Annotated in this window: 23 protein-coding genes; 17 read left to right on the top strand and 6 right to left on the bottom strand. The window is 35.2% G+C overall.

The genetic code is table 11. From position 1 onward, the window contains the following. Positions 1 to 57: 57 nt before the first annotated feature. Positions 58 to 747, top strand: a complete 690-nt coding sequence (locus tag ACM26V_RS09775; protein ID WP_416151231.1) for a glycosyltransferase — start codon at positions 58 to 60, stop codon at positions 745 to 747. A gap of 108 nt (positions 748 to 855) precedes the next feature. Here the strand turns inward: ACM26V_RS09775 and ACM26V_RS09770 are convergent, their stop codons facing one another. Further along, positions 856 to 1,527 (bottom strand): hypothetical protein, encoded by a 672-nt coding sequence (locus tag ACM26V_RS09770; RefSeq protein WP_416151230.1) that lies wholly within the window; start codon positions 1,525 to 1,527, stop codon positions 856 to 858. Positions 1,528 to 1,680: 153 nt separating this feature from the next. Next, a complete protein-coding gene (locus ACM26V_RS09765; protein WP_416151229.1) occupies positions 1,681 to 2,424 on the bottom strand; it encodes a hypothetical protein in 744 nt (247 codons plus the stop codon). A gap of 261 nt (positions 2,425 to 2,685) precedes the next feature. Between ACM26V_RS09765 and ACM26V_RS09760 the strand changes: the two genes are divergently transcribed. The 5 genes from ACM26V_RS09760 to ACM26V_RS09740 all read left to right on the top strand — a co-directional run bounded on the left by ACM26V_RS09760 (position 2,686) and on the right by ACM26V_RS09740 (position 5,813). Continuing rightward, positions 2,686 to 3,036, top strand: a complete 351-nt coding sequence (locus ACM26V_RS09760) for a DUF1360 domain-containing protein (protein ID WP_416151228.1) — start codon at positions 2,686 to 2,688, stop codon at positions 3,034 to 3,036. Between the two features lie 126 nt (positions 3,037 to 3,162). After that, positions 3,163 to 3,762 carry a hypothetical protein gene (locus ACM26V_RS09755; RefSeq protein ID WP_416151227.1) on the top strand — a complete coding sequence of 200 codons (600 nt, stop codon included), beginning with the start codon at positions 3,163 to 3,165 and terminating at the stop codon, positions 3,760 to 3,762. A gap of 300 nt (positions 3,763 to 4,062) precedes the next feature. Beyond that, complete coding sequence (locus ACM26V_RS09750) at positions 4,063 to 4,311, top strand: hypothetical protein (protein WP_416151226.1); 249 nt, start codon at positions 4,063 to 4,065, stop codon at positions 4,309 to 4,311. Between the two features lie 194 nt (positions 4,312 to 4,505). Continuing rightward, entirely contained in the window at positions 4,506 to 5,078 is a 573-nt protein-coding gene (locus ACM26V_RS09745; RefSeq protein ID WP_416151225.1) for an NADPH-dependent FMN reductase, read from the top strand. A gap of 228 nt (positions 5,079 to 5,306) precedes the next feature. Continuing rightward, positions 5,307 to 5,813: a DoxX family protein gene (locus ACM26V_RS09740; RefSeq protein ID WP_416151224.1), complete on the top strand. Its 507-nt coding sequence runs from the start codon at positions 5,307 to 5,309 to the stop codon at positions 5,811 to 5,813. Between the two features lie 98 nt (positions 5,814 to 5,911). On the opposite strand, the gene ACM26V_RS09735 is transcribed toward ACM26V_RS09740, so the two are convergent. Continuing rightward, positions 5,912 to 7,030, bottom strand: a complete 1,119-nt coding sequence (locus ACM26V_RS09735; RefSeq protein WP_416151838.1) for a TIGR04053 family radical SAM/SPASM domain-containing protein — start codon at positions 7,028 to 7,030, stop codon at positions 5,912 to 5,914. 258 nt (positions 7,031 to 7,288) lie between these two features. Between ACM26V_RS09735 and ACM26V_RS09730 the strand changes: the two genes are divergently transcribed. From ACM26V_RS09730 to ACM26V_RS09685, 10 genes are all read left to right on the top strand, one after another. Then, the gene (locus ACM26V_RS09730) at positions 7,289 to 7,594 is read left to right on the top strand and encodes a hypothetical protein (RefSeq protein WP_416151223.1); all 306 of its coding nucleotides are present in this window, start codon (positions 7,289 to 7,291) and stop codon (positions 7,592 to 7,594) included. A 201-nt stretch (positions 7,595 to 7,795) separates the two neighbouring features. Continuing rightward, complete coding sequence (phnD, locus tag ACM26V_RS09725) at positions 7,796 to 8,707, top strand: phosphate/phosphite/phosphonate ABC transporter substrate-binding protein (protein WP_416151222.1); 912 nt, start codon at positions 7,796 to 7,798, stop codon at positions 8,705 to 8,707. A gap of 14 nt (positions 8,708 to 8,721) precedes the next feature. Next, positions 8,722 to 9,483, top strand: coding sequence for a phosphonate ABC transporter, permease protein PhnE (phnE, locus tag ACM26V_RS09720; protein ID WP_416151221.1), 762 nt, complete (start codon positions 8,722 to 8,724; stop codon positions 9,481 to 9,483). An 18-nt stretch (positions 9,484 to 9,501) separates the two neighbouring features. Then, complete coding sequence (gene phnC, locus ACM26V_RS09715; protein WP_416151220.1) at positions 9,502 to 10,233, top strand: phosphonate ABC transporter ATP-binding protein; 732 nt, start codon at positions 9,502 to 9,504, stop codon at positions 10,231 to 10,233. Positions 10,234 to 10,521: 288 nt separating this feature from the next. Further along, a complete protein-coding gene (locus ACM26V_RS09710) occupies positions 10,522 to 12,009 on the top strand; it encodes an HD domain-containing phosphohydrolase (protein ID WP_416151219.1) in 1,488 nt (495 codons plus the stop codon). A 307-nt stretch (positions 12,010 to 12,316) separates the two neighbouring features. Next, on the top strand, positions 12,317 to 12,514 hold the full coding sequence (locus ACM26V_RS09705) for a cold-shock protein (RefSeq protein ID WP_416151218.1): 198 nt from the start codon (positions 12,317 to 12,319) through the stop codon (positions 12,512 to 12,514). Between the two features lie 107 nt (positions 12,515 to 12,621). Next, the gene (locus ACM26V_RS09700) at positions 12,622 to 12,819 is read left to right on the top strand and encodes a cold-shock protein (protein ID WP_416151217.1); all 198 of its coding nucleotides are present in this window, start codon (positions 12,622 to 12,624) and stop codon (positions 12,817 to 12,819) included. 138 nt (positions 12,820 to 12,957) lie between these two features. After that, positions 12,958 to 13,764, top strand: a complete 807-nt coding sequence (locus ACM26V_RS09695) for a L,D-transpeptidase family protein (protein WP_416151216.1) — start codon at positions 12,958 to 12,960, stop codon at positions 13,762 to 13,764. Between the two features lie 286 nt (positions 13,765 to 14,050). Further along, positions 14,051 to 14,473, top strand: a complete 423-nt coding sequence (locus ACM26V_RS09690) for a hypothetical protein (RefSeq protein WP_416151215.1) — start codon at positions 14,051 to 14,053, stop codon at positions 14,471 to 14,473. 142 nt (positions 14,474 to 14,615) lie between these two features. Then, positions 14,616 to 15,737 (top strand): TIGR04053 family radical SAM/SPASM domain-containing protein, encoded by a 1,122-nt coding sequence (locus tag ACM26V_RS09685; protein WP_416151214.1) that lies wholly within the window; start codon positions 14,616 to 14,618, stop codon positions 15,735 to 15,737. 55 nt (positions 15,738 to 15,792) lie between these two features. Here ACM26V_RS09685 and ACM26V_RS09680 read toward each other — a convergent pair whose 3' ends face one another. Further along, on the bottom strand, positions 15,793 to 16,581 hold the full coding sequence (locus ACM26V_RS09680) for an alpha/beta hydrolase (protein ID WP_416151213.1): 789 nt from the start codon (positions 16,579 to 16,581) through the stop codon (positions 15,793 to 15,795). Positions 16,582 to 16,828: 247 nt separating this feature from the next. On the opposite strand from ACM26V_RS09680, the gene ACM26V_RS09675 reads away from it, so the two are divergent. Further along, on the top strand, positions 16,829 to 19,189 hold the full coding sequence (locus tag ACM26V_RS09675) for an EAL domain-containing protein (protein WP_416151212.1): 2,361 nt from the start codon (positions 16,829 to 16,831) through the stop codon (positions 19,187 to 19,189). Between the two features lie 78 nt (positions 19,190 to 19,267). Here the strand turns inward: ACM26V_RS09675 and ACM26V_RS09670 are convergent, their stop codons facing one another. After that, positions 19,268 to 19,990 carry an amino acid ABC transporter ATP-binding protein gene (locus ACM26V_RS09670; RefSeq protein ID WP_416151211.1) on the bottom strand — a complete coding sequence of 241 codons (723 nt, stop codon included), beginning with the start codon at positions 19,988 to 19,990 and terminating at the stop codon, positions 19,268 to 19,270. Between the two features lie 590 nt (positions 19,991 to 20,580). Further along, positions 20,581 to 20,910, bottom strand: coding sequence for a hypothetical protein (locus ACM26V_RS09665; protein WP_416151210.1), 330 nt, complete (start codon positions 20,908 to 20,910; stop codon positions 20,581 to 20,583). Between the last annotated feature and the right edge of the window lie 17 nt (positions 20,911 to 20,927).

Raw genomic sequence — 20,927 nt, 5'->3', positions numbered from 1 at the left:
TGTTGCACGCCATTTCATAGATTATATTAAGCCGAAGGAATAGAAAGGATCTGCCATATGGATGTATCAGTTATCACTTGTACGAATAGGGAACATTTTCAAAATAATATATTTGAAAACTTTTTAAGGCAAACGGTTGAGAGTAAAGAACTTATCATTGTTTTGAATAATGACAAGATGGACGTTGATATCTGGAAGAAAAAAGCAGATGAATATTCCAACATCTCTGTCATGAAACTGCCAGAATCAACATCACTTGGGGCTTGTCTAAATGAAGGTGTAAAAAGAACGCAATTTGATTATATTGCAAAATTTGATGACGATGATTTTTATGCTAAGTATTATTTAGAAGAGGCTTTGGGCGGATTTGAGAAGTCAAATGCTGATATTGTTGGAAAGCGGACAGTTTATACATTTTTTGAATCTAAGCAACTTTTAGGGGTGCATCGTCCTTTTTTCGAGAACCAAAGCGTAAACAATGTTAGGGGAGCGACGTTAATCTTTAGGAAAAAAATTATTCAATTAGTACCTTTCCCTTCTATAAATAAAGGGGAAGACGGCTCTTTTTTATGGAGGTGTGTGAGAAAGGGCTATAAGATATATTCCACTAGTAAAAGCAATTTTGTTTGTGTAAGGAGAGCAAATGTAGCAACTCACACAGAAAGAAATCAATTATTAATTAAAGGATGTCGAGACCTTATTCATACAGATGATTATAAAAATATAGCTACAGTACGAGCTAAGTGATCCACGAATGTAGATATTCCTTTGAAGTAAAAAAACGGATCTTCCTATCAAGGTCAATCCGTTCCATGCTTGTCGAGAGTTTATGTCAATTCATTATAGGAAACTCTTTTAATAAAATGAAATGTGATTTATAGCAGCTATTCCTTCCGTTAGTTCAGACGAAAAACAAACACCTTCTATTTTAACATTTTCGTCTAATTTACGTTTTTTTAGCCTAAGGTCAAAGTTTGTAAAAGACAAGGTTTCTCCTGGATTAAGCTTTTGACAATGCACAGGACTTAACCAATATTCTCCTTGTTTTCTTATTTTTTCTTTCCAGTTTGAATGCATATAGTGCCATTCTTCATTAGATGTGTGTAAGGCAGTGTCAGTATCGGGTGTTTCTTGTAACGATATTTTTCCGCTAATGGTCGCACGATTTGCTGGAGTAATTCTTAATCCAATAAAGGGTTCAGTTAGTTCGACATGACCAGTATTTATTATGTGAAAGTTCCCAACGATAAGTGTCTCTTGATCCGCTTCTTCCACTTCTGGAAGAAAGACAGAATAGTTAAAGTAAGCTGTTAAAGATGTAAGTGGTTCACTCTTAGTGGAATAATCAGTTTTTACAGTTTCTTTTTCTGAAGGATCGGTGTTTTCGTAGAACTCAATTTTTTTCTTATAAACTTCATTTAATCTTTTATATTTTGATAACTCAGATTTGTAATGAATTATCTTCTGTTGTAATTGGATGGAAAACTGTTTTTTTCTCACTTCTTCAACACTACGATCATTCATCATTTATTCCCTCCCTTTTTTATCACCTAATTAGATGTTTATTCTAAAATATTAAATGAATTCACTAAAAAAGAGAGATATATCTCTCTCTTTTGGAATAGTCGATATGAATGTTGTCTCGTTTAAACAGTTTTTATTCGGGTTTGTTTCGAAAAATTATCCCTTGACCGAACCATCGAGTAAATTCTTTTTATGTGGCCGCGGGAAAATTTCTGGGCACTGATCAGGGAATTCGAAATCCGGACATTCTCTACCTGGAATTGGGATGATGATTTCCGGTCTCGGTTTACATATTCTTCCTTCTACATCGAGTTTTACTTCTGTTTCGACTTGAATAGATTGACAAATCAGTAAGACAAGATCAATTGTCCATTCTGTTCCATCGCCATTGCAGATAAAGGATCCTTCGCAATCGAAGTCGTAAATATGACAAATGACTTCTGTGCCTTCTGGTGCACATAGCAAGAACTTTTCAATTTTAAAGAAATTAATTGGTTCTGAGAAAAGCGGTGGAATACCATTATTGAAATTATTATAGTTTTTAGCCTCTAACACAATTTGAAATTGGCCCTGCTTTTGAATCTTGACTAACTGTAAAACTGTATCGTACTCTTCGACATAGACATTTTTACGGTCGCCAACTTCTTGACATAACTCATCGTTGTTATCACCGTTCACCGGGGGTTCTGGTTCAAGTAGAATACAACTTACTTTAGCACCATTAGGTAAAAAGTAATCACAAACATCTTCGACTAAATTATCTGTCGTTTGGTCCTCGGGTTCTTCTTCTGTGAAAAAATCGATATCACCGACATTAAATTGAAATTCCTTCTCAGCTTGATGTGTAATCCAATCATAAACCTTTGGAACTTTTATACATAGTCGTTCTAATTTACTCATTATTTTCATCCTTTCGTGATATATGAAGTGTAATCGTAACTACTTCATCGTATGTAGGTACACATAATCTGTGTGGGGCGAATGACTAATTTAGATAGAAAAATTCTTTAATGTCTTAAAATAAATGTGTATTTATCTTCGTTTAAAGCTCAGAGAAAGATATACCTTTCATTTAAACTATGATTATTCTAATGCAATATTAATCCTTTCGTGAATATTATTTTATTAAGAAATATTTAGCTTTTTAATGGGAGGAAATTCATGATATTTACTTGGTTTGAGTTTATTTTAATTGGCCTAGCCGTTTTTCGCTTAACTCATTTATTTTTGTATGACAAAATTACAGAACCGCTAAGATTTTTATTTTTAAAAGAGGAAAAGATTATTAACGAAGAAGGATCAGACGAATGGATATATGTCGCTAAAGGACGAGGATTGCAGAAATTTATTGGTGAAATATTTAATTGTCATTGGTGTCTATCTGTTTGGATTTCAGGATTTATTTTAGTTGGTTTTCTTGTATTACCGCAGGTTACTATCTATGTTATTTATTTATTTGCAATTGCCGCAGTAGCGGTTGTGCTGGAAGAAATTGTATTGAAATTCTTGTGAGTTATGGCTTAGCTTAGGTAAAGTATACTTTCGTTTATTACCAGTTCTCATAAAATAAGCAAGATTCCTTTTTGCTTACATATAGATGTAAAAAGAACATCTATATGTAGGAGGTGTTGAGTAGAAATGGAGACCCAAAAACACGCGCAAAGGTTGACAGATGTCCAACTACAACAGAAAATGCTTCATTACAAAGCGGAAGCAAAGAAATACATGGGTCAAGTTAAAAGATTGGAAACGCAATATGATGTGAAAAAAATTAATGAAATTCTTGAAAAGTACGAAGAAATGAGGGGGAAAAAGAATAAGTTTGAGAAAAATTATAAAGAAATATATCAAAAACATGAAAAAATCAAGCTGGGATTTAATAAATTAGAAGAGAGGAATGAACATTTAGAAAGAACGTTGCGAGAAGTTGAGAAAATTAAAAATGAACTAGCTAATGAAAAAAAACAATGGGCTCAAGAAAAAAGGGATTTAATTGACGAAATAAACTTCCTTAAAGAAAAAAATATTCCAAAAGAAGATTCTCAAAATAGTGGAGATGAAGCAAACAGAGAAGAAGAACCTGAATTGAGTACTAAAATAAAATCAGACGTAATAAATGAAAAATTAGAATCTACGCAAACAGAAGAGTATGGGGATAAAAAAAATAGCTATGAGCAATTTTTTCAGACCTTTCAGACATCAAAAAAAAGTAATTCAAAAAAGAAAGATCAAAAATAATCATATCGCTGCACTTTTTTGTCCGTTGTTCATAATCTAATATGGATATGGAATGAAAAGAGGAGTGATCAATTATGAATAGATCTTCTAACCAGAATCAGAGAAGTGTTACAAACTATAGTAATAGAAAGAAAATGTACTCATCTAGACCAATCTTTAATCAAACACCAAGGAAAAGAGGAGGTTGTTCTTGTGGCAGAGCTCGCAGAATTACAAAAACATACTAAATATCTAAGCCTCAAGGTAAGGTGGTTTTGAATTCGGTATTAAGGGTATAGGTAAATTAAAGAGGTGATCAAAATGGGATACATTCCACCAGTGACAGATGCGCAAACGACGATTTATGGACAACGGCAAATTGAACGAAAGCCAATGATACCAGGGCCATCTCCGGCTGAGAGAATGGAGTTCTTTGATGCCTTGAAAGAACGAACGAAACAGGCTAATTATTTTGATAGAAATAAGTCAAAACAGAGTCTGCTATCAGCAGGAAAAACACAGGAGAAGGAACTTACTGGAAAAGGCGAAATGTTTGATCAATCTATTTAGATTATTCTTTTATATATCACTTAATGATAATAAAGACAGCCTAGATCATTCAGGCTGTCTTTATCTGGTCTTTTAAATTTATTTTTGCATTATTGAACATAACTGGTCTGAAGATCTATTCAGATGATAACCTTCTGATAGATGTTTTCTAAAAACTGAATAGGGGGAAATACGTAACAACGAGGTGGGATAATATGAAAAAAGAAATCCTTGGAATTGCTGGAAGTTTACGAGAGAAGTCATATAACAAAGGTGTGCTACAATCACTCACTGATATGAGCCATGAAAACCTAGAGGTGACTTCATATTCAATTAAAGATATTCCTCTTTTTAACGCAGATCAAGAAGTAGGGGGAGACCCTCAACCTGTTGCATTATTTAAACAAGCTATTAAAAATGCAGATGGGATTGTGATCGTATCCCCAGAATATTCACACGGAATTCCTGGTGTTTTGAAAAACGCTCTAGATTGGGCAGGTAGTATGACAAATGAAAATGTTCTTACTGAAAAGCCAGTTTTGCTAATAGGAGCCTCACCAAGCGTAATCGGAGGTGGATTTTCACAAATGCAATTGCGCCAGACCCTTGCTGCATGTAATGCATACGTACCTCCGCAACCAGAAATATTAATCGGTCAAGTACATGAAAAGCTAAATTCTGATGGAATACTTTATGACAAATCTACTATCACTTTTTTAAAGCAAAGTCTTGATGATTTCTCAAATTGGTTAGAAAAAATAACAAATCAACGAACAAAAAGCATGTGAAAGGTTCGCATGCTTTTTTATTCTTGTTCACATATTGGTCATCAATTTGCAACCAACTGTTCACAGGTCACCCACTCACGAATCCAAATTCCATATTATACTAAGGATATAGAAAGATAGTTAGTGACCACCCACATAATAACTTTAATTAGCACTCATCTCTTCGATATTTGTGGTTACGAAGCTTCCTTTATAATAAAACTTATCATTTCTGAGGAGGAATGGATCATGTTTATGGATTTCATAAGAAACAATAAGATTGCAGCTGGTATTTTAACGATTTTACGAGTGTACATTGGATGGCAGTGGCTTACTTCTGGGTGGGGGAAAGTTACAGGAGAAGGTTTCGATGCTAGCGGGTATTTAAATGGAGTGGTCAATAACGAAGCCGTAATTGAACAGTATCCAACATATCACGCATTTATTGAAAATTTTGCCTTACCAAACGCTGGTTTGTTTAGTATTATGGTCGCTTGGGGGGAAGTACTCGTTGGACTAGGTTTAATTGTAGGGATATTAACAACTGCCGCAGCATTCTTTGGACTTACAATGAACTTTGCTTTTATGTTTGCTGGAACGATATCTTCAAATCCTTGGATGATTTTATTAACAGTCTTTATTTTAGTAGCTGGTTACAACTCAGGTAAATTTGGTGGAGACAGATGGGTGATTCCATATATCCGGACTGTGATTTTCAAAGATAAATTTACCCCGTCGAATAAACAAATTGCATAAATTTTCCCGAATAAAAATAGAAACAGGCGCTCCCAACCTCCTAGTGGGAGCGTGTTTAATTTTGGCTACTTCTCATATATTTTGCTATTTCTAAGGTGCTATTCTTCAGATTTGTTATGTCGAATTGCTTTTGGAATATAGACGCAAAACGGTTCACTCGCCATATAATTACCGGTAACTGCATATGATCTCGATCTAGAACCGCCACAGACGTAGCGATACTCACATACGCCACATTTTCCTTTGTATAAGTCAGGATTTCTTAATTCTTTAAGAATTGGAGATTCTCGATAAATCATTTTGAGTGCTTTCTTTTTCACATTGCCAACGGTTATTGGCAAGAGACCACTAGGCATTACATCTCCAATGTGAGAAACAAAAATAAATCCGTTTCCATCATTTACTCCTTTTGGAGCCCGTTTTAAACCATCAAATTGGGAAGCTGTATCGGAAATCGCATCTTCATAGTTAATTATCCCTTTTTTCACCATCTTCTCTTTTGTTTTCTGTTGGATGACGACACGTCGATGGTGTTGAGCAGCGGTCGTTTTTATATCGAAAGGTGATGTTTTATTTAATTCATACAACCAGAGAAATACTTTTTCATGTTCTATTGGAGTTAAACAAGCATCCAATTGACCACGACCAGTTGGAACGAGAAAAAAGATGTACCACATGGCTACCTCTAATTCTTCGACTAATGCAGCCATTTGTTCTAACGCATCATAATTATATTTTGAAATAACCGTATTAATTTGTAGTGGCATAGCCAACTCGATTAAATACTTTATTTTATCCAATGTTAAATTAAAGGAACCAGGTGTACCTCTAAAATGGTCATGGATTTCTGGAGTTGGCCCGTCCAAACTAAATCCCCACCGTGATAAACCTACTTTCTTCGCCTCTAACATTCGCTCTTTCGTTACATTTTTTGTTGCGCTAGGAGTGATAGAGACTCGCATCCCTTTTTTTATCGCGTAATCTGCTAATTCAAACAAGTCATCTCGCATCATACAGTCTCCGCCTGTAAATACGAGCATAGGATTGTTCATTTCGAAAATATCATCAATCAGTTTTATACCTTCTTTGTTGGTTAGTTCGTGTGGGTGAGGTTCCATTTGAGCATCTGCTCGACAATGGACACAACGTAACTCACATGCTCTAGTCACTTCCCAAATTACAATAAAAGGATTCTTGTCATAATCTAAATGTCTCATTTGTAAATCATGAGGATGATGATTTGATGAGGGATATTTTTTTCTATTCACATAAATCTCCAATCTGTTTATATTTTGCTTAAAGGCTTATATACCTTTTATTGTAGGTGTTTAGCCATTCATTATAAGCTGAATTTGTTACAAAAAATAGACAATTTTAACTCTAAACTAAGTTACCCTAAATGATCTTTACTATGATTTAAGCAATGCATTCGTTATACTTATATCTGTAAAATGATTGAGAGGGGTATCTACATCATGGATTCAAAACAAGAGATGGAAGAACAAATGATTAAGAGCTATCAAAAAGATGAGCAAATGATGATTCTAATATTTGCACAGTGGTGTGTGAATCATGAATTAGATCCAGAAGAAATGTATTTGAAAGCATATCCAAATCAAGCTGGGAACCAATCGCTTAAACAAGCAATCGATTTAACCGTTTCTAAAGATGAAGCTGGGGATGTTCCAAATGATACACTTCTAGGTGTGTTATCCCTTTTTGGTAATGATGACCTTGCCTTTGTCGTAAGTGAAGAAATGGCTAAGCAAAATAATAAATGATGTTCATAACATATCTTTAAAAATACGAGGGGGAAATAAAAAGAAAAGCCTTCTTTTCAGCTAGGAACGTTAATTCTAGGTGGGGAGAATCCCCAAGTGCGACATAATTATTAAAAAATATTATACTTACGATAATATTAAGTTATAACGATAGTTTAAGTGAACTTATAATTAGTTTTTAATAGAAGGGTTGTTGGAAAAGTGAATAAAGGTAGTTTCTTAGTATCAGTACTTTTAATTAGTGGGTTACTGTTAAGTGCTTGTGGGGAAGAAAATGAATCAAATGGAAGCAGTGAAGATGACTTATTTGAAGTTGCCGTAATTCCGTCACAATCGATAGGTGAGATGGAAGAAGGGTTGTCTCGTCTCGAAAGTCATTTAAGTGAGTATATGGATATGCCTGTAGAAGTTACGCATTATCCAAATTACAATCCTGTTGTCGAAGCAATAAATTATGGTCACGTAGACTTAGCTTATTTTGGGCCAGTTACGTATTTGATGGCATATGAACAGAGTGGTGCAGAGGCAGTAGTTACGCAATTAATTGATGGGGAACCATATTATTACTCATATATCGTTACACAACCAGATGCACCTTGGGAGTCGTTGGATGAGTTGTTAGCTGATGTTGAAGAAATTGATTTTGCTTTTGGAAGTCAATCATCAACGTCAGGTTTTACAATCCCTGGATATGAATTAACTGAGCGGGGAGTATACGAAAATGAAGGTTCTTATGAGTTTGAAAGTGTTCGATTTACTGGTTCTCATGATATTACTGCCAATGTTGTAGCAAATGGAAACGTAGATGCTGGGGCGATTGACAGTGCAATCTTCCAGGCTTTAATAAACGATGAGACGATTGATGAGGATGATTTTAAAATTATTTGGGAGTCTCAACAATTGTATCAATACCCTTGGGCTGTCCCCCATGATACTGATCAAGCCAGAAAAGACCTAATACAAGAAGCTTTTTTAGCTATTGAAGATGAAGAGATTCTATCTATTTTTGGTGGAGCAGATGCTTTTGTAGAGGCGAGTCATGATGAATATGATGGTATTTTAGAAGCGGCTAGAGTGATGGGATTATTAGACCCTGAAGAAGATAATGAATAAGGTGGATACGTTGCATGATTTGGTTTCGTAAACGACTGATTGTTTATGGGTTACTTATTGCTGTGGGGATCTGGTTTAGTGCATGGCAAGCTGAATTTTCATTTGTTGGATTGTTTCAGTTAGAAAATACGTGGGATTTCATGCAACGCAATTTTTGGCCACTGCGATGGGAACTATTACCTTATCTACTTAAGCAATCACTTGTAACGTTAGGGGTTGCATTCTTAGGTACAATGGGAGCAATTGTTATTGCTTTACCAGTTAGTTTTTTTGCCGCTGAAAACACGTCAGCTTCTAAGTTTAGCTACTACATTATTCGATCTTTTCTTAGTCTTGTTCGCTCAATACCGGAAATTGTTTTTGGTCTTATTTTTGTCGTTTCATTAGGGTTAGGACCTTTTGCAGCGTTATTGGCTATCTTTTTGCATAATGTTGGAGTGCTGGGAAAATTAATTTCTGAACTTGTTGAGGCATCAGATTCGGGGCCTCATGAAGCGATGAAATCCGTCGGAGCATCGAGAAGAATCGGACAAATTTTTGCGATCATTCCGCAAATCTGGCCGAATATTTTATCTCACTACTTTTATCGTTTTGAAGTTGCCATTCGAACGTCGCTTGTCCTTGGGATGATCGGTGGCGGTGGTTTAGGTCAAAGCTTAATGAATTACTACAACAGTCTTGCCTATGAATCCATGGCGACTGCGATTATTCTTATTATGGGAATGGTCATTATCGTTGATTTAATGGGTGGATATGTTCGTAAACGAGTGATTTAAAGGAGAGGAGTGAGGGGGATGCTCTCGATTCAAAATGTATCAGTTACTTATCCAAATGAAACAGAGAAGGCTCTTTCTCAGCTTTCTTTTAATATCAAGCAAGGTGAGTTTGTCTGCATACTTGGACGAAGCGGTGCAGGAAAATCAACATTTATTAGAACATTAAACGGTTTGCAACCTGTTACGGAGGGATCGATTCACGTTAAAGGAGCAAATGTGCGACAGCTATCTGAAAAAGAGACAAGAAAATTACGTACAGGCGTAGGGATGATTTTTCAACATTTTAATTTAATACCACGATTATCAGTGAAGCAAAATGTTTTAACAGGTCGATTTGGACAAAAACCTGCGTATCAAAACTTTTTCGGATTATTTTCTAAACAAGAACTTTCATTAGCAGAATATTATTTAAAGGAAGTAGGGTTATTAAATTACGCGGAGAGAAGAGTAGAACATCTAAGTGGCGGGCAAAAACAGCGTGTTGGAATTGCTCGTGCGATGATGCAGGAACCATTTATTCTGTTAGGTGATGAACCAGTAGCAAGTCTAGATCCGAACACATCGAAAAATATTTTTAAATTGTTAACAACTCTCCATGAAGAGAGAGGCTTAACGACTGTAATTAACGTTCATGATGTGGATTTGGCAAAGAAATTTTCGAGTCGAATTCTTGGACTTAAAAAAGGGGAGCTTGTTTTTGATGGTCAACCTAACGAATTAACAGATGCAGTCTATAATGAAATTTACTAAGAAAACATCGAATTGTTCAAAATAGAATATCGGATCTCAAAAATAAAAAGTTAATGGGATATCCCCATTACTTTTTTTGTACTTTAAGAATGTTTAACTTTGCTAAAGGATTAAAACAACCAATCGTTAGTAAGCTTACTATGGATGAATATCTATAATCTACATCATTAAACTATGTATGAAAATTTCGGATGATGTATAATAATCCTTACGACAATTATTCCCCTTTTGGTCGAGATAAGTACTAACTATTAAATAATAGTGGGAATTAAGTTAGGAGTGTGTTGATTGGAAGATTTTAGAAAATTTCAAAAGCAATTATTATTAAATTACTTTATTGGATCACTGATTGCAGTGTTTGGTGTAGGTAGTGTGTTTATTTTTCATACATTGGATTTACCATTAACAGAAATTATTTATTTACTTCTGGTTATGTTAATTTCCATTTTGATTATGGTTCTGTTAGAAATAACATTGTTTAAAAAGCATATTAGACCTCTAAAATATTTCTTTGAAGCAAATAATCCAACTGATGATTATTTTAAAGAGGCATTAGGCACTGCGCATCGATTCCCTTTACTAACGGTTCAAAGAATTTTAGGGCCGCATTTATTCGGTTTATCGATTCCTGCTTCGCTGTTGACATTTATTTTAATTTTTCAAGGGCTCATTGATTTGGACTATTATTATATTGGGCTAGCTTGGGTTGGAGCAATTCTTATTGCAATCATGCATGCCTTAATTGAATTTTTTCTTACATACCAATCAAGTCTGAGAATTTCCCGCATCATTGTGCAACGGGCTAAGAAAGAGAAAAATATTTTTTTGACTTTAGAAGGTAATGAAGGGCTAAGTTTGAAAGTGAAACTATTAATTAGTTCGTTGTTTACTGCAATTTTCCCTGTAACCTTGTTTATTCTTGCTTCACAAATCCGATCGATTGAAAATCAGGGGGGTGAAAATTATTGGAGTTGGGCCTCACTAATTATTCTTGTTATCTTTGCTATGTCGATAACGACGGCTATTCTACTTTTTAAAAATATAGAAGAACCGATTCAGGCTCTAAAACATCGTTTTGATCGTGTTGCAGTTGGTGATTTTGAAATTATGGATAGTACATATTCAGATGAATTTGCTCATCTAGTTACTGGATTTAACTCGATGGTTAGGGGAATCCAAGACAGAGATCTTCGAAATGAGCAATTAATAATTAGCTTCTTTTCTGTTTTTGCAGCAACGCTAGATGCTCGTGATCCCTATACTGCGGGCCATTCTTCCCGAGTTGCGGATTATGTGGTGAAAATAGCAAAGAAAGCTCAATTTTCAGAGCGACAAGTTGATTTATTAAAAAAGTCTGCATTATTACATGATATAGGAAAAATTGGTATCCGAGATGATGTGTTGTTGAAGGAAAGTCGGCTAAATGATGATGAATTTGATCAAATAAAACAACATCCGGTTATCGGAGCTCATATTCTTAACCAAGTTGAATTACCCGATGAATTAAAACCTATTCTTCCAGGTGTGAAATATCATCATGAACGTTATGATGGTGGTGGTTATCCAGAAGGGTTAAAAGGAAATGAAATCCCACTATTCGGACGTATTTTAGGAGTAGCGGACGCTTTTGACGCGATGACATCTGATCGCCCTTATGTAAAGGGTATGTCATTTGATAAAGCTTTAAAGATTATCCGTGATGGGCGAGGTGCTCAGTTCGATCCTTACTATGCTAATCTTTTCTTGGAGTTAATGGAAGAGAGGTCGAATGATTAACGTGTTCATATAGGTTGAAATTAACCGTATAATCAGGTTAAGTCGTTTCCATATGATCTTGGTAGATGATTGTCCTTTTTAAACGCCATATTTTAATTAATCTGAGCTAATGAAACAATTATTTAAAAAAATTTAGATATATAGTTTTCTTTTTTTTGATTCTATGCTATACTAAGGTTAACTTATTGACGTTCGGATATGACTGAAAGAGAAAAGCTTATTGTAAGTGATTTTCATCTTGAACGAATAAATGAAGAGCTCAAATAGTAATATTATGTGGGTAACCCCCGCACAGGAGGAATTTTTAATGACTCAAGGTACAGTAAAATGGTTTAACGCAGAAAAAGGTTTTGGTTTCATCGAAGTAGAAGGGCAAGACGACGTTTTTGTTCACTTCTCCGCTATTCAAGGTGAAGGATTCAAAACACTTGAAGAAGGCCAAGCAGTAAACTTCGACATCGAAGAAGGACAACGCGGCCCACAAGCTGCTAACGTAACGAAGTAATAATAAAAAGATTCCCTTTTAGGGAATCTTTTTTTGTTTTTCTGAATATATTACACGAATCAGTTTATACTTATTAGAGAAATATTTAAATTTAGGAGGAACGATTAATGCCAGAAGGAACGGTTAAGTGGTTCAACGCAGAAAAAGGTTTCGGTTTCATTGAAGTAGAGGGTCAAGACGATGTATTCGTTCATTTTTCAGCCATTCAAGGAGAAGGTTTTAAATCCCTTGATGAAGGTCAAAGGGTTACATTTGACATTGAAGAGGGACAACGTGGTCCACAAGCAACTAATGTAGAAAAATAAGTGATTGTAAAGGCAAAGCTCCGATGATATCGGGGCTTTTTTTTCTTTGTCAGCAATAAATTATTTAGTTGTACCATGGAAACTGATTAAGCCCTTCTTCATATAGTTTAATATACTAGGAGAAAGAAGGTATGTATTTTGTTGAAAAAGGGCTTTATGAGCTTGTTAATTGGGCTGTTGTTTTGGGTATGGCTAATGCCTCATGTATCTGCATCAGGGAATCAACTTGTCATTATTAACAAATCGACCAATAACCTAATCTTTTATGAAAATGACAAAGCAATTGCACTTTTTAATGTAGCTACTGGGAGAAGTCAAAGTTTAACGCCAGAAGGGGAATTTCAGATTGTTAATAAGATTAAAAATCGTCCATATTACAAAGAAGAGATTCCTGGAGGGGATCCTAGCAATCCTCTAGGTGATCGATGGCTAGGTATCAATCCATACGGGACACAGGGAAATACCTATGCAATTCATGGCAACAGTAACCCTCATTCAATCGGAACTTATGCAAGTGCCGGATGTGTTCGTATGCATAATGAGCAAGTGCAATGGTTGTTTGAGAGAATTGAGGTTTCTGCACCTGTGTTAATTGTTTCTTCAGAAAGTTCATTTGATACGATAGCTGATGAGCATGGGTATACTGTGACAGGTGCAGACGAAGAAGCATTACCTATAGGTGGAAGTGGAAACCTTAGTTACGGCAATATAGGGGAGAAAGTTGAAGAAATCCAAGAACAGTTAGTCACATTAGGTTATCGTTCTGATGATACAAAAGGAAGTTTCAGATCAGGAACAGAAGAGTCTGTTAAAGAATTTCAGAAAGATAACCAATTAGCGATCGATGGAATTGTTGGTCCAGAGACACGATCAGCCATGGAAAGCAATGTTGAAGACAAATATACATTTTATATTCCTCCGCCTCCCCAGATTATGTCTTATTAAACCACGAAGTCTAAAAGTAGATAACTTATGAAAAAAACACAAGGTGAAAGACCCCCACGAACAACTAATGGGAGTCTTTCATTTTAATTTTAGAAATGATTAACGTCGCTAAAGGATTACAGTATAAGATAAACTAAGGCTTTCGCCATGAAGGACTTGGCGACAAACCAAGATTTTCTAATAATTTATATCGTTAATGTTGTTTTTATTTTCAATAAAAGAAAGGGAAATACCTTTTTTTGTCGAATGTATTCCTGTTACTTAATTTTTTTAAGGAGGAAATAGGTTGAAATATAAAAATATTGTGTCGAGGCTTCTTTTGGTTGTTGCTTTCATAATTTTTATCGTTACTGTTATAAGCGGATTTATTGTTCAAACAGATGATTTTGGCGAAGGTATATCTTTTGGTTGGGGGGTTATTATAGCATACTGGTTTTCTGGATTTGCAATAGGGATTTTTTTCTTAGCATTAGCTGAAATTATAGAACAATTGAATAGGCTGAACAAGAAAGCGAACTTTCAAATAGGTAGAAAGGAAAAAGCCTTCATAAGTGGGGAATCAGATGTTCAAGAGGAATCTAACTATGCTGACGATCATAAAGACAGCGATGCTACTACGTCGTCAGTTAAAGATCATGCTGTCTCATGGATTGTTTCTATAGGATTGTTGGTATTTGTATTTCTTCTTGTTATCATTGGTCAAATGTAAGATGGTAGAGACCCCTTAACTTCTTCTAGATAATGTGAACAAGAACGTTTTCTTGTTGATTTTGTGACCTTTATCACATCAGTGATGAGCTCTCATGAGTTAAGCTCATATTATGAGTAAGACAATACTGGGAGGGTTTAATATGTTTCCTCGAGATTATAAAGAAAATCCATTCATTGTTATTTGGGAATTAACGAGAGCTTGCGAATTAAAGTGCTTACACTGTCGAGCAGAAGCTCAATACCATCGACATCCATTAGAGCTTTCTTTTGATGAGGGTAAAAAATTGATTGATGAGATCCATTCGATGAATAATCCTATGCTTGTTTTCACAGGTGGAGATCCTTTGATGCGTGAAGATGTATTTGATATAGCTAAGTATGCCATTGATAAAGGTGTACGAGTTTCCATGACGCCTTCAGCAACACCGAATGTCACAAAAAAAGCAATGGAAAAGGCAAAGGAAGTTGGTTTATCGAGGTGGGCATTTAGTTTAGACGGGCACAATGCAGAAATTCATGATCACTTTAGAGGAACTAGAGGATCATTTGATTTAACGATGAATGCGATCAATTACTTACACGATTTGAATATGCCATTACAGATAAATACAGTTATATCTAAATATAATTACGATTATTTAGAGAAAATGGCTGAGATGATAGAAAAATTAGATTGTGTGTTATGGAGTGTGTTTTTTCTCGTTCCAACAGGCAGAGGGCAACAAGAAGATATGATTTCACCTGTAGAGCATGAAAAGGTATTTCAATGGCTTTATGATTTGTCAAAGCGCGTACCGTTTGATATCAAAACAACAGCAGCGCAACATCATCGTAGAGTTGTTATTCAAAACAAGATGCGTGAAAAAATCAGTGCCAGTGAAGGATCAGATATTCGGTACGAGGATGCGTTAAAAAGTGGTTCAACTGGCCAAATAGATGGCCTTGGCAGAGCTCCTAAAGGGGTGAATGACGGGAATGGTTTTGTGTTTATTTCTCACACAGGAGATGTCTTCCCAAGTGGACTGTTGCCGATTAAAGCTGGCAATGTGAGAGAGACGCCGCTAGCAAATATTTATCGGGAATCAGAAATCTTTAAATCTTTACGTAACCCAGACTTATACAAAGGGAAATGTGGTGTTTGTGAATTTAAACATGTCTGTGGCGGGTCGCGTTCTAGAGCGTATGCGATGACAGGTGACTATTTAGAAAGTGAGCCATACTGTGTATATATCCCAAAATCGATGAGAAAAAATGCGCAATAAATCAAAAAATCCCCCGTCTGCTATTACAGGAGGGGGATTTTTAAGTTATTCAAATTTATTCTATTTTTCGTGCTAAAAACTGATTTATATTCTCCAAATATTTAGCATCTGATTGCAAATTATTATGACCAACCCCATCGAGCCAGACTTCTTCTGTTTTCCCAGCCCATGATTGTATTGTCACTTCTGAATGATCAGGTGGAATAACACGATCTTCTGACGCAATAAAGGCTAATAAAGCAGAATCAATGTTAGGTGCTTTATCACTAAGCTCAAAAGGATGACGAATCAGCCAGTCAATAGGTAAGAAAGGATGACGATGTTTTGACAGCTCTGTTCGACTGTCATAAGGAGAAACAAGAATAGTACCTGACATGTCTCGTTTTTTAGATAAGTGTGTAGCAGGAGCCGTTCCCATACTTCGCCCCATTGCAACAACTGTATTTTCATCAATGCTTTCCTGATTTGTTATAACGTCATGTATTTTAGTGGCATCATGGAATAAATTTTCTTCACTTGGCGTTCCATCGCTTAAACCGTAACCTCGATAGTTCATTAATAAGACAGACCAATTATCAAGAGCTTCAAATTGAGTGATGATTCTTGAGAGCTCTTCACCATTCCCACCAAAGTAAATCAGTAGTGGCGAAGGAGAAATATTATCTTTTCTGTTATCAACGAGCCAGCCTCGTAAATTAACTTCATCTTCAACTTCTATCGTTATCTCTTGAACGTTATCATTTTCGACTGTTACTGCATGAGCACTTTCTTCTGTAAGTTGAGGCTGTAGGAACAGAGACTTTTCCTGATTGAAATAAAACAGTCCGAGATGTAACCCGTACAAAAGGGCAGTGCATAATCCCACGATTAAACTCCACTTTAGAATAAAATGAATGGACATATTATATCACCTTTTATTTTGCTTCCCTTTGAGAAAAAAATTAAAGCAGCTAATTATAGATTATCAAAATACAGTGAAATGATAATAGGATATTTAGCATAATTTAGTACTTCCCATCCTAGGTATAAAGATGTATAATAAGTTACAGAAAGTTTCAATTGGAAAATTTTACTGAGGGAGTTGTAACCTTTTGTATTTTCAAAATAATGAAATTATTAATTTGAATAATTTTGTCAAAGAAAGAATTCTAGACATAATGTCTTTATCGATAAGTATTCTAGGACTTATATTTTTAATAGCTAATCTGATAAATGAATTGGCAATGGACAGTATTACTCTGACCTATTACGCAATTCCTCTTTATTTGATTCTATTTTCTATGTATATATTTAGACGCTGGCTATCATACTCACTTCGTGCATACAGTATTTTATCGATGGTATTCTTAGCTGGAATGGGCAGTATGTATTTTTACGGAATGATTGGTCCTGGAATGTTGTTTTTCTTAACTGCAACTTATATGGGTACTATTTTACTAACAGAAAAACGAGCGCTCCTGTTCATGTTAGTGAATTTATTTACTTTTGTTTTCATAGGATTCCTATGGAATACTGAAAGTTTAACGTTTAATTTTCCATTAGAGGACTATGCTACTTCTAGTGAGACATTTTTTTTAAGAATTGCCGCGTATATTGCATTTCTCAGTTTAATTTTTTTAAGTCAATATGCTTTGAATAAATACCTCATTTCATCAATAGTTGGTTTAGAGGGAGCACAGCAAGAGATAATAGCGACAGAGGAAGAGTTAAAAAGTCAAAATGATGAAATTAAGAAAAAACGAGAAGCGATTCAGCTAAGTGATAAAAAATACCATGTATTAGTTGAGCATTCAAAAGATTTGATTTATAGCTTGGATGCACAAGGCAATCTTCTTTCGAGTAATTCAGCTTTTAATAAAATGTTTGGATTTGATGATTCACTAGTTGGAAAAGCGAATATCTTCGAGGGTCTTGGTGACCACGATGAGAATGTATTTTCAGAGTTTATTAGAATCTTTCAAAAGCACTTTAATGAAGTGTTAGGATTGGAGAAATCTGTTTATTTTGTCGGGCACCTTTGTGATCAAAATAACGATATGCGGACGCTTCATATTATTTTATCACCTGTTTATGATGATACTGGAAATCTTTATATGATCACAGGGCAAGGGCATGATGTAACAAATATTATAAAAAAAGAAGAGGAAATTAAACACCTTGCCTATTATGATCAATTAAGCGGATTACCTAATCGGATTCAATTCGAAGAAAAAGTGATTAAAGCGATAGAAATTTGCGAGAGGGATGGTAAGTCCATTGCAATGATGTTTTTTGACTTAGATAATTTCAAGAAAGTAAATGATACGTTAGGTCATCAATCCGGTGATTTGCTATTAAAAAAGATTAGTAAAAGAGTAAACAATGTATTGGAAGATGGGGAATTTCTTTCACGAATGGGCGGTGATGAGTTTGCAATTTTGGTTAAAAAGAATGATCAATACAATTGTTTCTACGATCAGTTACGGAATCTTTCAAGGCTGATTCTTCCTGTTCTTGAAAGGGCAGTAAGAATTCATGACGTAGATTTTTATTTAAGTGCAAGCATTGGAATAGTTGTTTATCCTGATCATGCATCTTCTTTTGAACAGCTTATGAAAAATGCAGACACAGCTATGTACGAAGCGAAATCTCTAGGGAAAAATCAATTTCAATTTTATCACTCAAGTATGAATCATAAAATTGATGAATATATTCGTTTAGAAGCGGCTTTACGGGAAGGTTTTGAAAGCGGAGAGATATTTATCCAATATCACCCACTTGTTAAGTCTCGTTCAAGAGAAGTCAGAGGGTTTGAGGCATTGATGAGGTGGAATTCGGTTACTTTTGGAGACGTTTCTCCAGCGAGATTCATCCCGATTTTGGAGCAGACAGGTATGATCATCGACTATGGTGAATGGATTATGCGAGAAGCTTGTGAACAAACAAAGAAATGGAATGAAGAGAACGGGAAAGATTTCATTATTTCAGTTAATGTGTCAGCTATTCAATTCAAGCATAATAAGTTTGCGGAAACGGTCAAGAATATACTGACGGATACTGGTTTACAACCAGAATTACTTGAAATCGAAATAACAGAAGGTATTTTAATTGATGACTTAAAGAGTGTTGTTGAAATTTTAATAGAGCTTAAAAAGATCGGTGTGCGGGTCGCATTGGACGATTTTGGAACGGGTTATTCATCTTTGAATTATTTGCGTCAACTGCCGATTGATACGTTGAAAATAGATAAATCATTTATAGATGATATTCGATTACAAAATCGTCCTAAAATGATTATTGGATCGATTATTTCACTCGCTCACGAGATGGGACTTGAAGTTGTTGCTGAGGGAATTGAATACAATGATCAAGCAGTTTATTTAGAAGAGAAAAATTGTGATTGGATGCAAGGATTTTATTTTTACTTCCCTCTCACTAAAAAAGGGATAGAGAAACAATTATTTGGAAATTGATGTAAAAGTATCAATTGTTTTAATTTGTATAAAAAGCCATTCTCATTTTAAAGAATGGCTTTTTATATAGGTTATTAATTATAATATTTTACTTAGAAATTCTTTCGTTCGAGGATGTTGAGGGTTGTCAAAGATATCTTCCGGAGGACCTTCTTCCATGATGACTCCTTCATCCATAAATAAGACTCGATCTCCCATTTCACGAGCAAATCCCATTTCGTGTGTGACTACAACCATTGTCATACCATCATTAGCAAGATCTTTCATCGCTCCTAGAACGTCGCCAACGAGTTCAGGGTCGAGAGCGGATGTGGGTTCATCAAACAAGATAACTTTTGGGCTCATTGCCAATGCCCTCGCGATTGCTACACGTTGTTTTTGACCACCAGATAACCTTCCTGGATAGACATTTGCTTTATCAGCTAATCCTACTTTCTCTAATAAATCGAGGGAAAGTTTGTCAGCTTCTTGTACTGAAAGGCCTCTAACTTTCAAAGGTCCGAGAGTAACATTTTTCAACACTGTCATATGAGGAAATAAATTAAAGTGTTGGAAAACCATACCAACTTGAGAGCGGAGCGCGTTAATGTCAATTTTAGGGTCCATTAGACTTTCACCATCAATCACGACATCACCAGCAGTGATTTCTTCCAGTAAGTTAATACAACGTAAAAATGTACTTTTACCTGAGCCTGATGGGCCAATTACGCAAAGGACTTCTTGTTCTTTCACTTCAGCATTAATACCTTTTAACACTAGCGTACTTCCGAAGGACTTGTGTAAGTCAGTAATTTTAATCATAAAACCTTCAATCTCCCTTCAATCCGACGTAAAAATATCATCGATGGTATAGTAATAATATGATAGGCAAGAGAGAGCATAACATAAAGGGACAAATGTTTCCGCCGTTGTACCTACATACTGTTTCATAAGTTACTTTTAGGTTTTTGTCACGATTAAACCTTTCTGAAGACATTTGGATATCCGCCACTCTAATCATATATGAACACCATCAGCATTATATTTCAATTTATACGGTAGAATGTTGTCATTAGCAACTAATGACTTTCGGTTAAGAAAATTTTTGATGGGGTAAGGCGACGCCATTTTAAGTTAAATAGCGAAAGTTGCAATTTTATCGTTCTCTCTTATAATATACTGTTACAATTACTTTTTTCAAAGAATAAAAGGATTTTTAAGAGTAGGTAGAAAATGATTATTTATTGAGAGAAAAGGGCTGTTTAAATGAATTCTTAAGAGAATATGTCTTCTAATGTAGATATCCAAAATGCTGAAGGGAACGTCATCATAAAAGGTTCATTCCCTTTTTTCTCAAGAAAGTGGAATGTCACGTAAACAACAAAATCATTAAATTAACTAAGCGAAAAAAGTTATTCTGAGTTTCGTGCTCGCGCGATTTCAGTCAACCCTGCTGGGAGAAGAAATAACATTGGAATCAGACCGAACGTACTAATAAACAGTGGTAAGCCAAGACCAGATAAAAACATAAGCCAACCACTCAATCTCGGTTTAGACTTAACAAGCGCGCCTCCAATTATTGCAGTTGAGCTTAAGATCATCGCAATCATACTTGTTCCCATGAAAAAAGATTCTCCAAACAGTGTCTCATCGATCGTTCCGTAAAATACTGCATAAAACGTATAAATAAACCCAATTATTCCACCAGTAAGCCCTAAAAAAAAACTTGTCGTTTGGTTCATAGTAACTAACTCCTCCT

The sequence above is a fragment of the Salipaludibacillus sp. HK11 genome (assembly GCF_047795645.1).
Classification (GTDB): domain Bacteria; phylum Bacillota; class Bacilli; order Bacillales; family Salisediminibacteriaceae; genus Salipaludibacillus.
Note: the sequence above shows the minus strand (reverse complement) of the source record. Positions and strands in the feature narration are given on the sequence as shown.

Bases quoted from the DNA above. Each gene is read 5' to 3' on its own strand.
- ACM26V_RS09775 (WP_416151231.1), top strand. From the start codon at position 58: ATGGATGTATCAGTTATCACTTGTACGAATAGGGAACATTTTCAAAAT.
- ACM26V_RS09770 (WP_416151230.1), bottom strand. From the start codon at position 1,527: ATGATGAATGATCGTAGTGTTGAAGAAGTGAGAAAAAAACAGTTTTCC.
- ACM26V_RS09765 (WP_416151229.1), bottom strand. From the start codon at position 2,424: ATGAGTAAATTAGAACGACTATGTATAAAAGTTCCAAAGGTTTATGAT.
- ACM26V_RS09760 (WP_416151228.1), top strand. From the start codon at position 2,686: ATGATATTTACTTGGTTTGAGTTTATTTTAATTGGCCTAGCCGTTTTT.
- ACM26V_RS09755 (WP_416151227.1), top strand. From the start codon at position 3,163: ATGGAGACCCAAAAACACGCGCAAAGGTTGACAGATGTCCAACTACAA.
- ACM26V_RS09750 (WP_416151226.1), top strand. From the start codon at position 4,063: ATGGGATACATTCCACCAGTGACAGATGCGCAAACGACGATTTATGGA.
- ACM26V_RS09745 (WP_416151225.1), top strand. From the start codon at position 4,506: ATGAAAAAAGAAATCCTTGGAATTGCTGGAAGTTTACGAGAGAAGTCA.
- ACM26V_RS09740 (WP_416151224.1), top strand. From the start codon at position 5,307: ATGTTTATGGATTTCATAAGAAACAATAAGATTGCAGCTGGTATTTTA.
- ACM26V_RS09735 (WP_416151838.1), bottom strand. From the start codon at position 7,030: ATGAGACATTTAGATTATGACAAGAATCCTTTTATTGTAATTTGGGAA.
- ACM26V_RS09730 (WP_416151223.1), top strand. From the start codon at position 7,289: ATGGATTCAAAACAAGAGATGGAAGAACAAATGATTAAGAGCTATCAA.
- phnE (WP_416151221.1), top strand. From the start codon at position 8,722: ATGATTTGGTTTCGTAAACGACTGATTGTTTATGGGTTACTTATTGCT.
- phnC (WP_416151220.1), top strand. From the start codon at position 9,502: ATGCTCTCGATTCAAAATGTATCAGTTACTTATCCAAATGAAACAGAG.
- ACM26V_RS09705 (WP_416151218.1), top strand. From the start codon at position 12,317: ATGACTCAAGGTACAGTAAAATGGTTTAACGCAGAAAAAGGTTTTGGT.
- ACM26V_RS09700 (WP_416151217.1), top strand. From the start codon at position 12,622: ATGCCAGAAGGAACGGTTAAGTGGTTCAACGCAGAAAAAGGTTTCGGT.
- ACM26V_RS09685 (WP_416151214.1), top strand. From the start codon at position 14,616: ATGTTTCCTCGAGATTATAAAGAAAATCCATTCATTGTTATTTGGGAA.
- ACM26V_RS09670 (WP_416151211.1), bottom strand. From the start codon at position 19,990: ATGATTAAAATTACTGACTTACACAAGTCCTTCGGAAGTACGCTAGTG.
- ACM26V_RS09665 (WP_416151210.1), bottom strand. From the start codon at position 20,910: ATGAACCAAACGACAAGTTTTTTTTTAGGGCTTACTGGTGGAATAATT.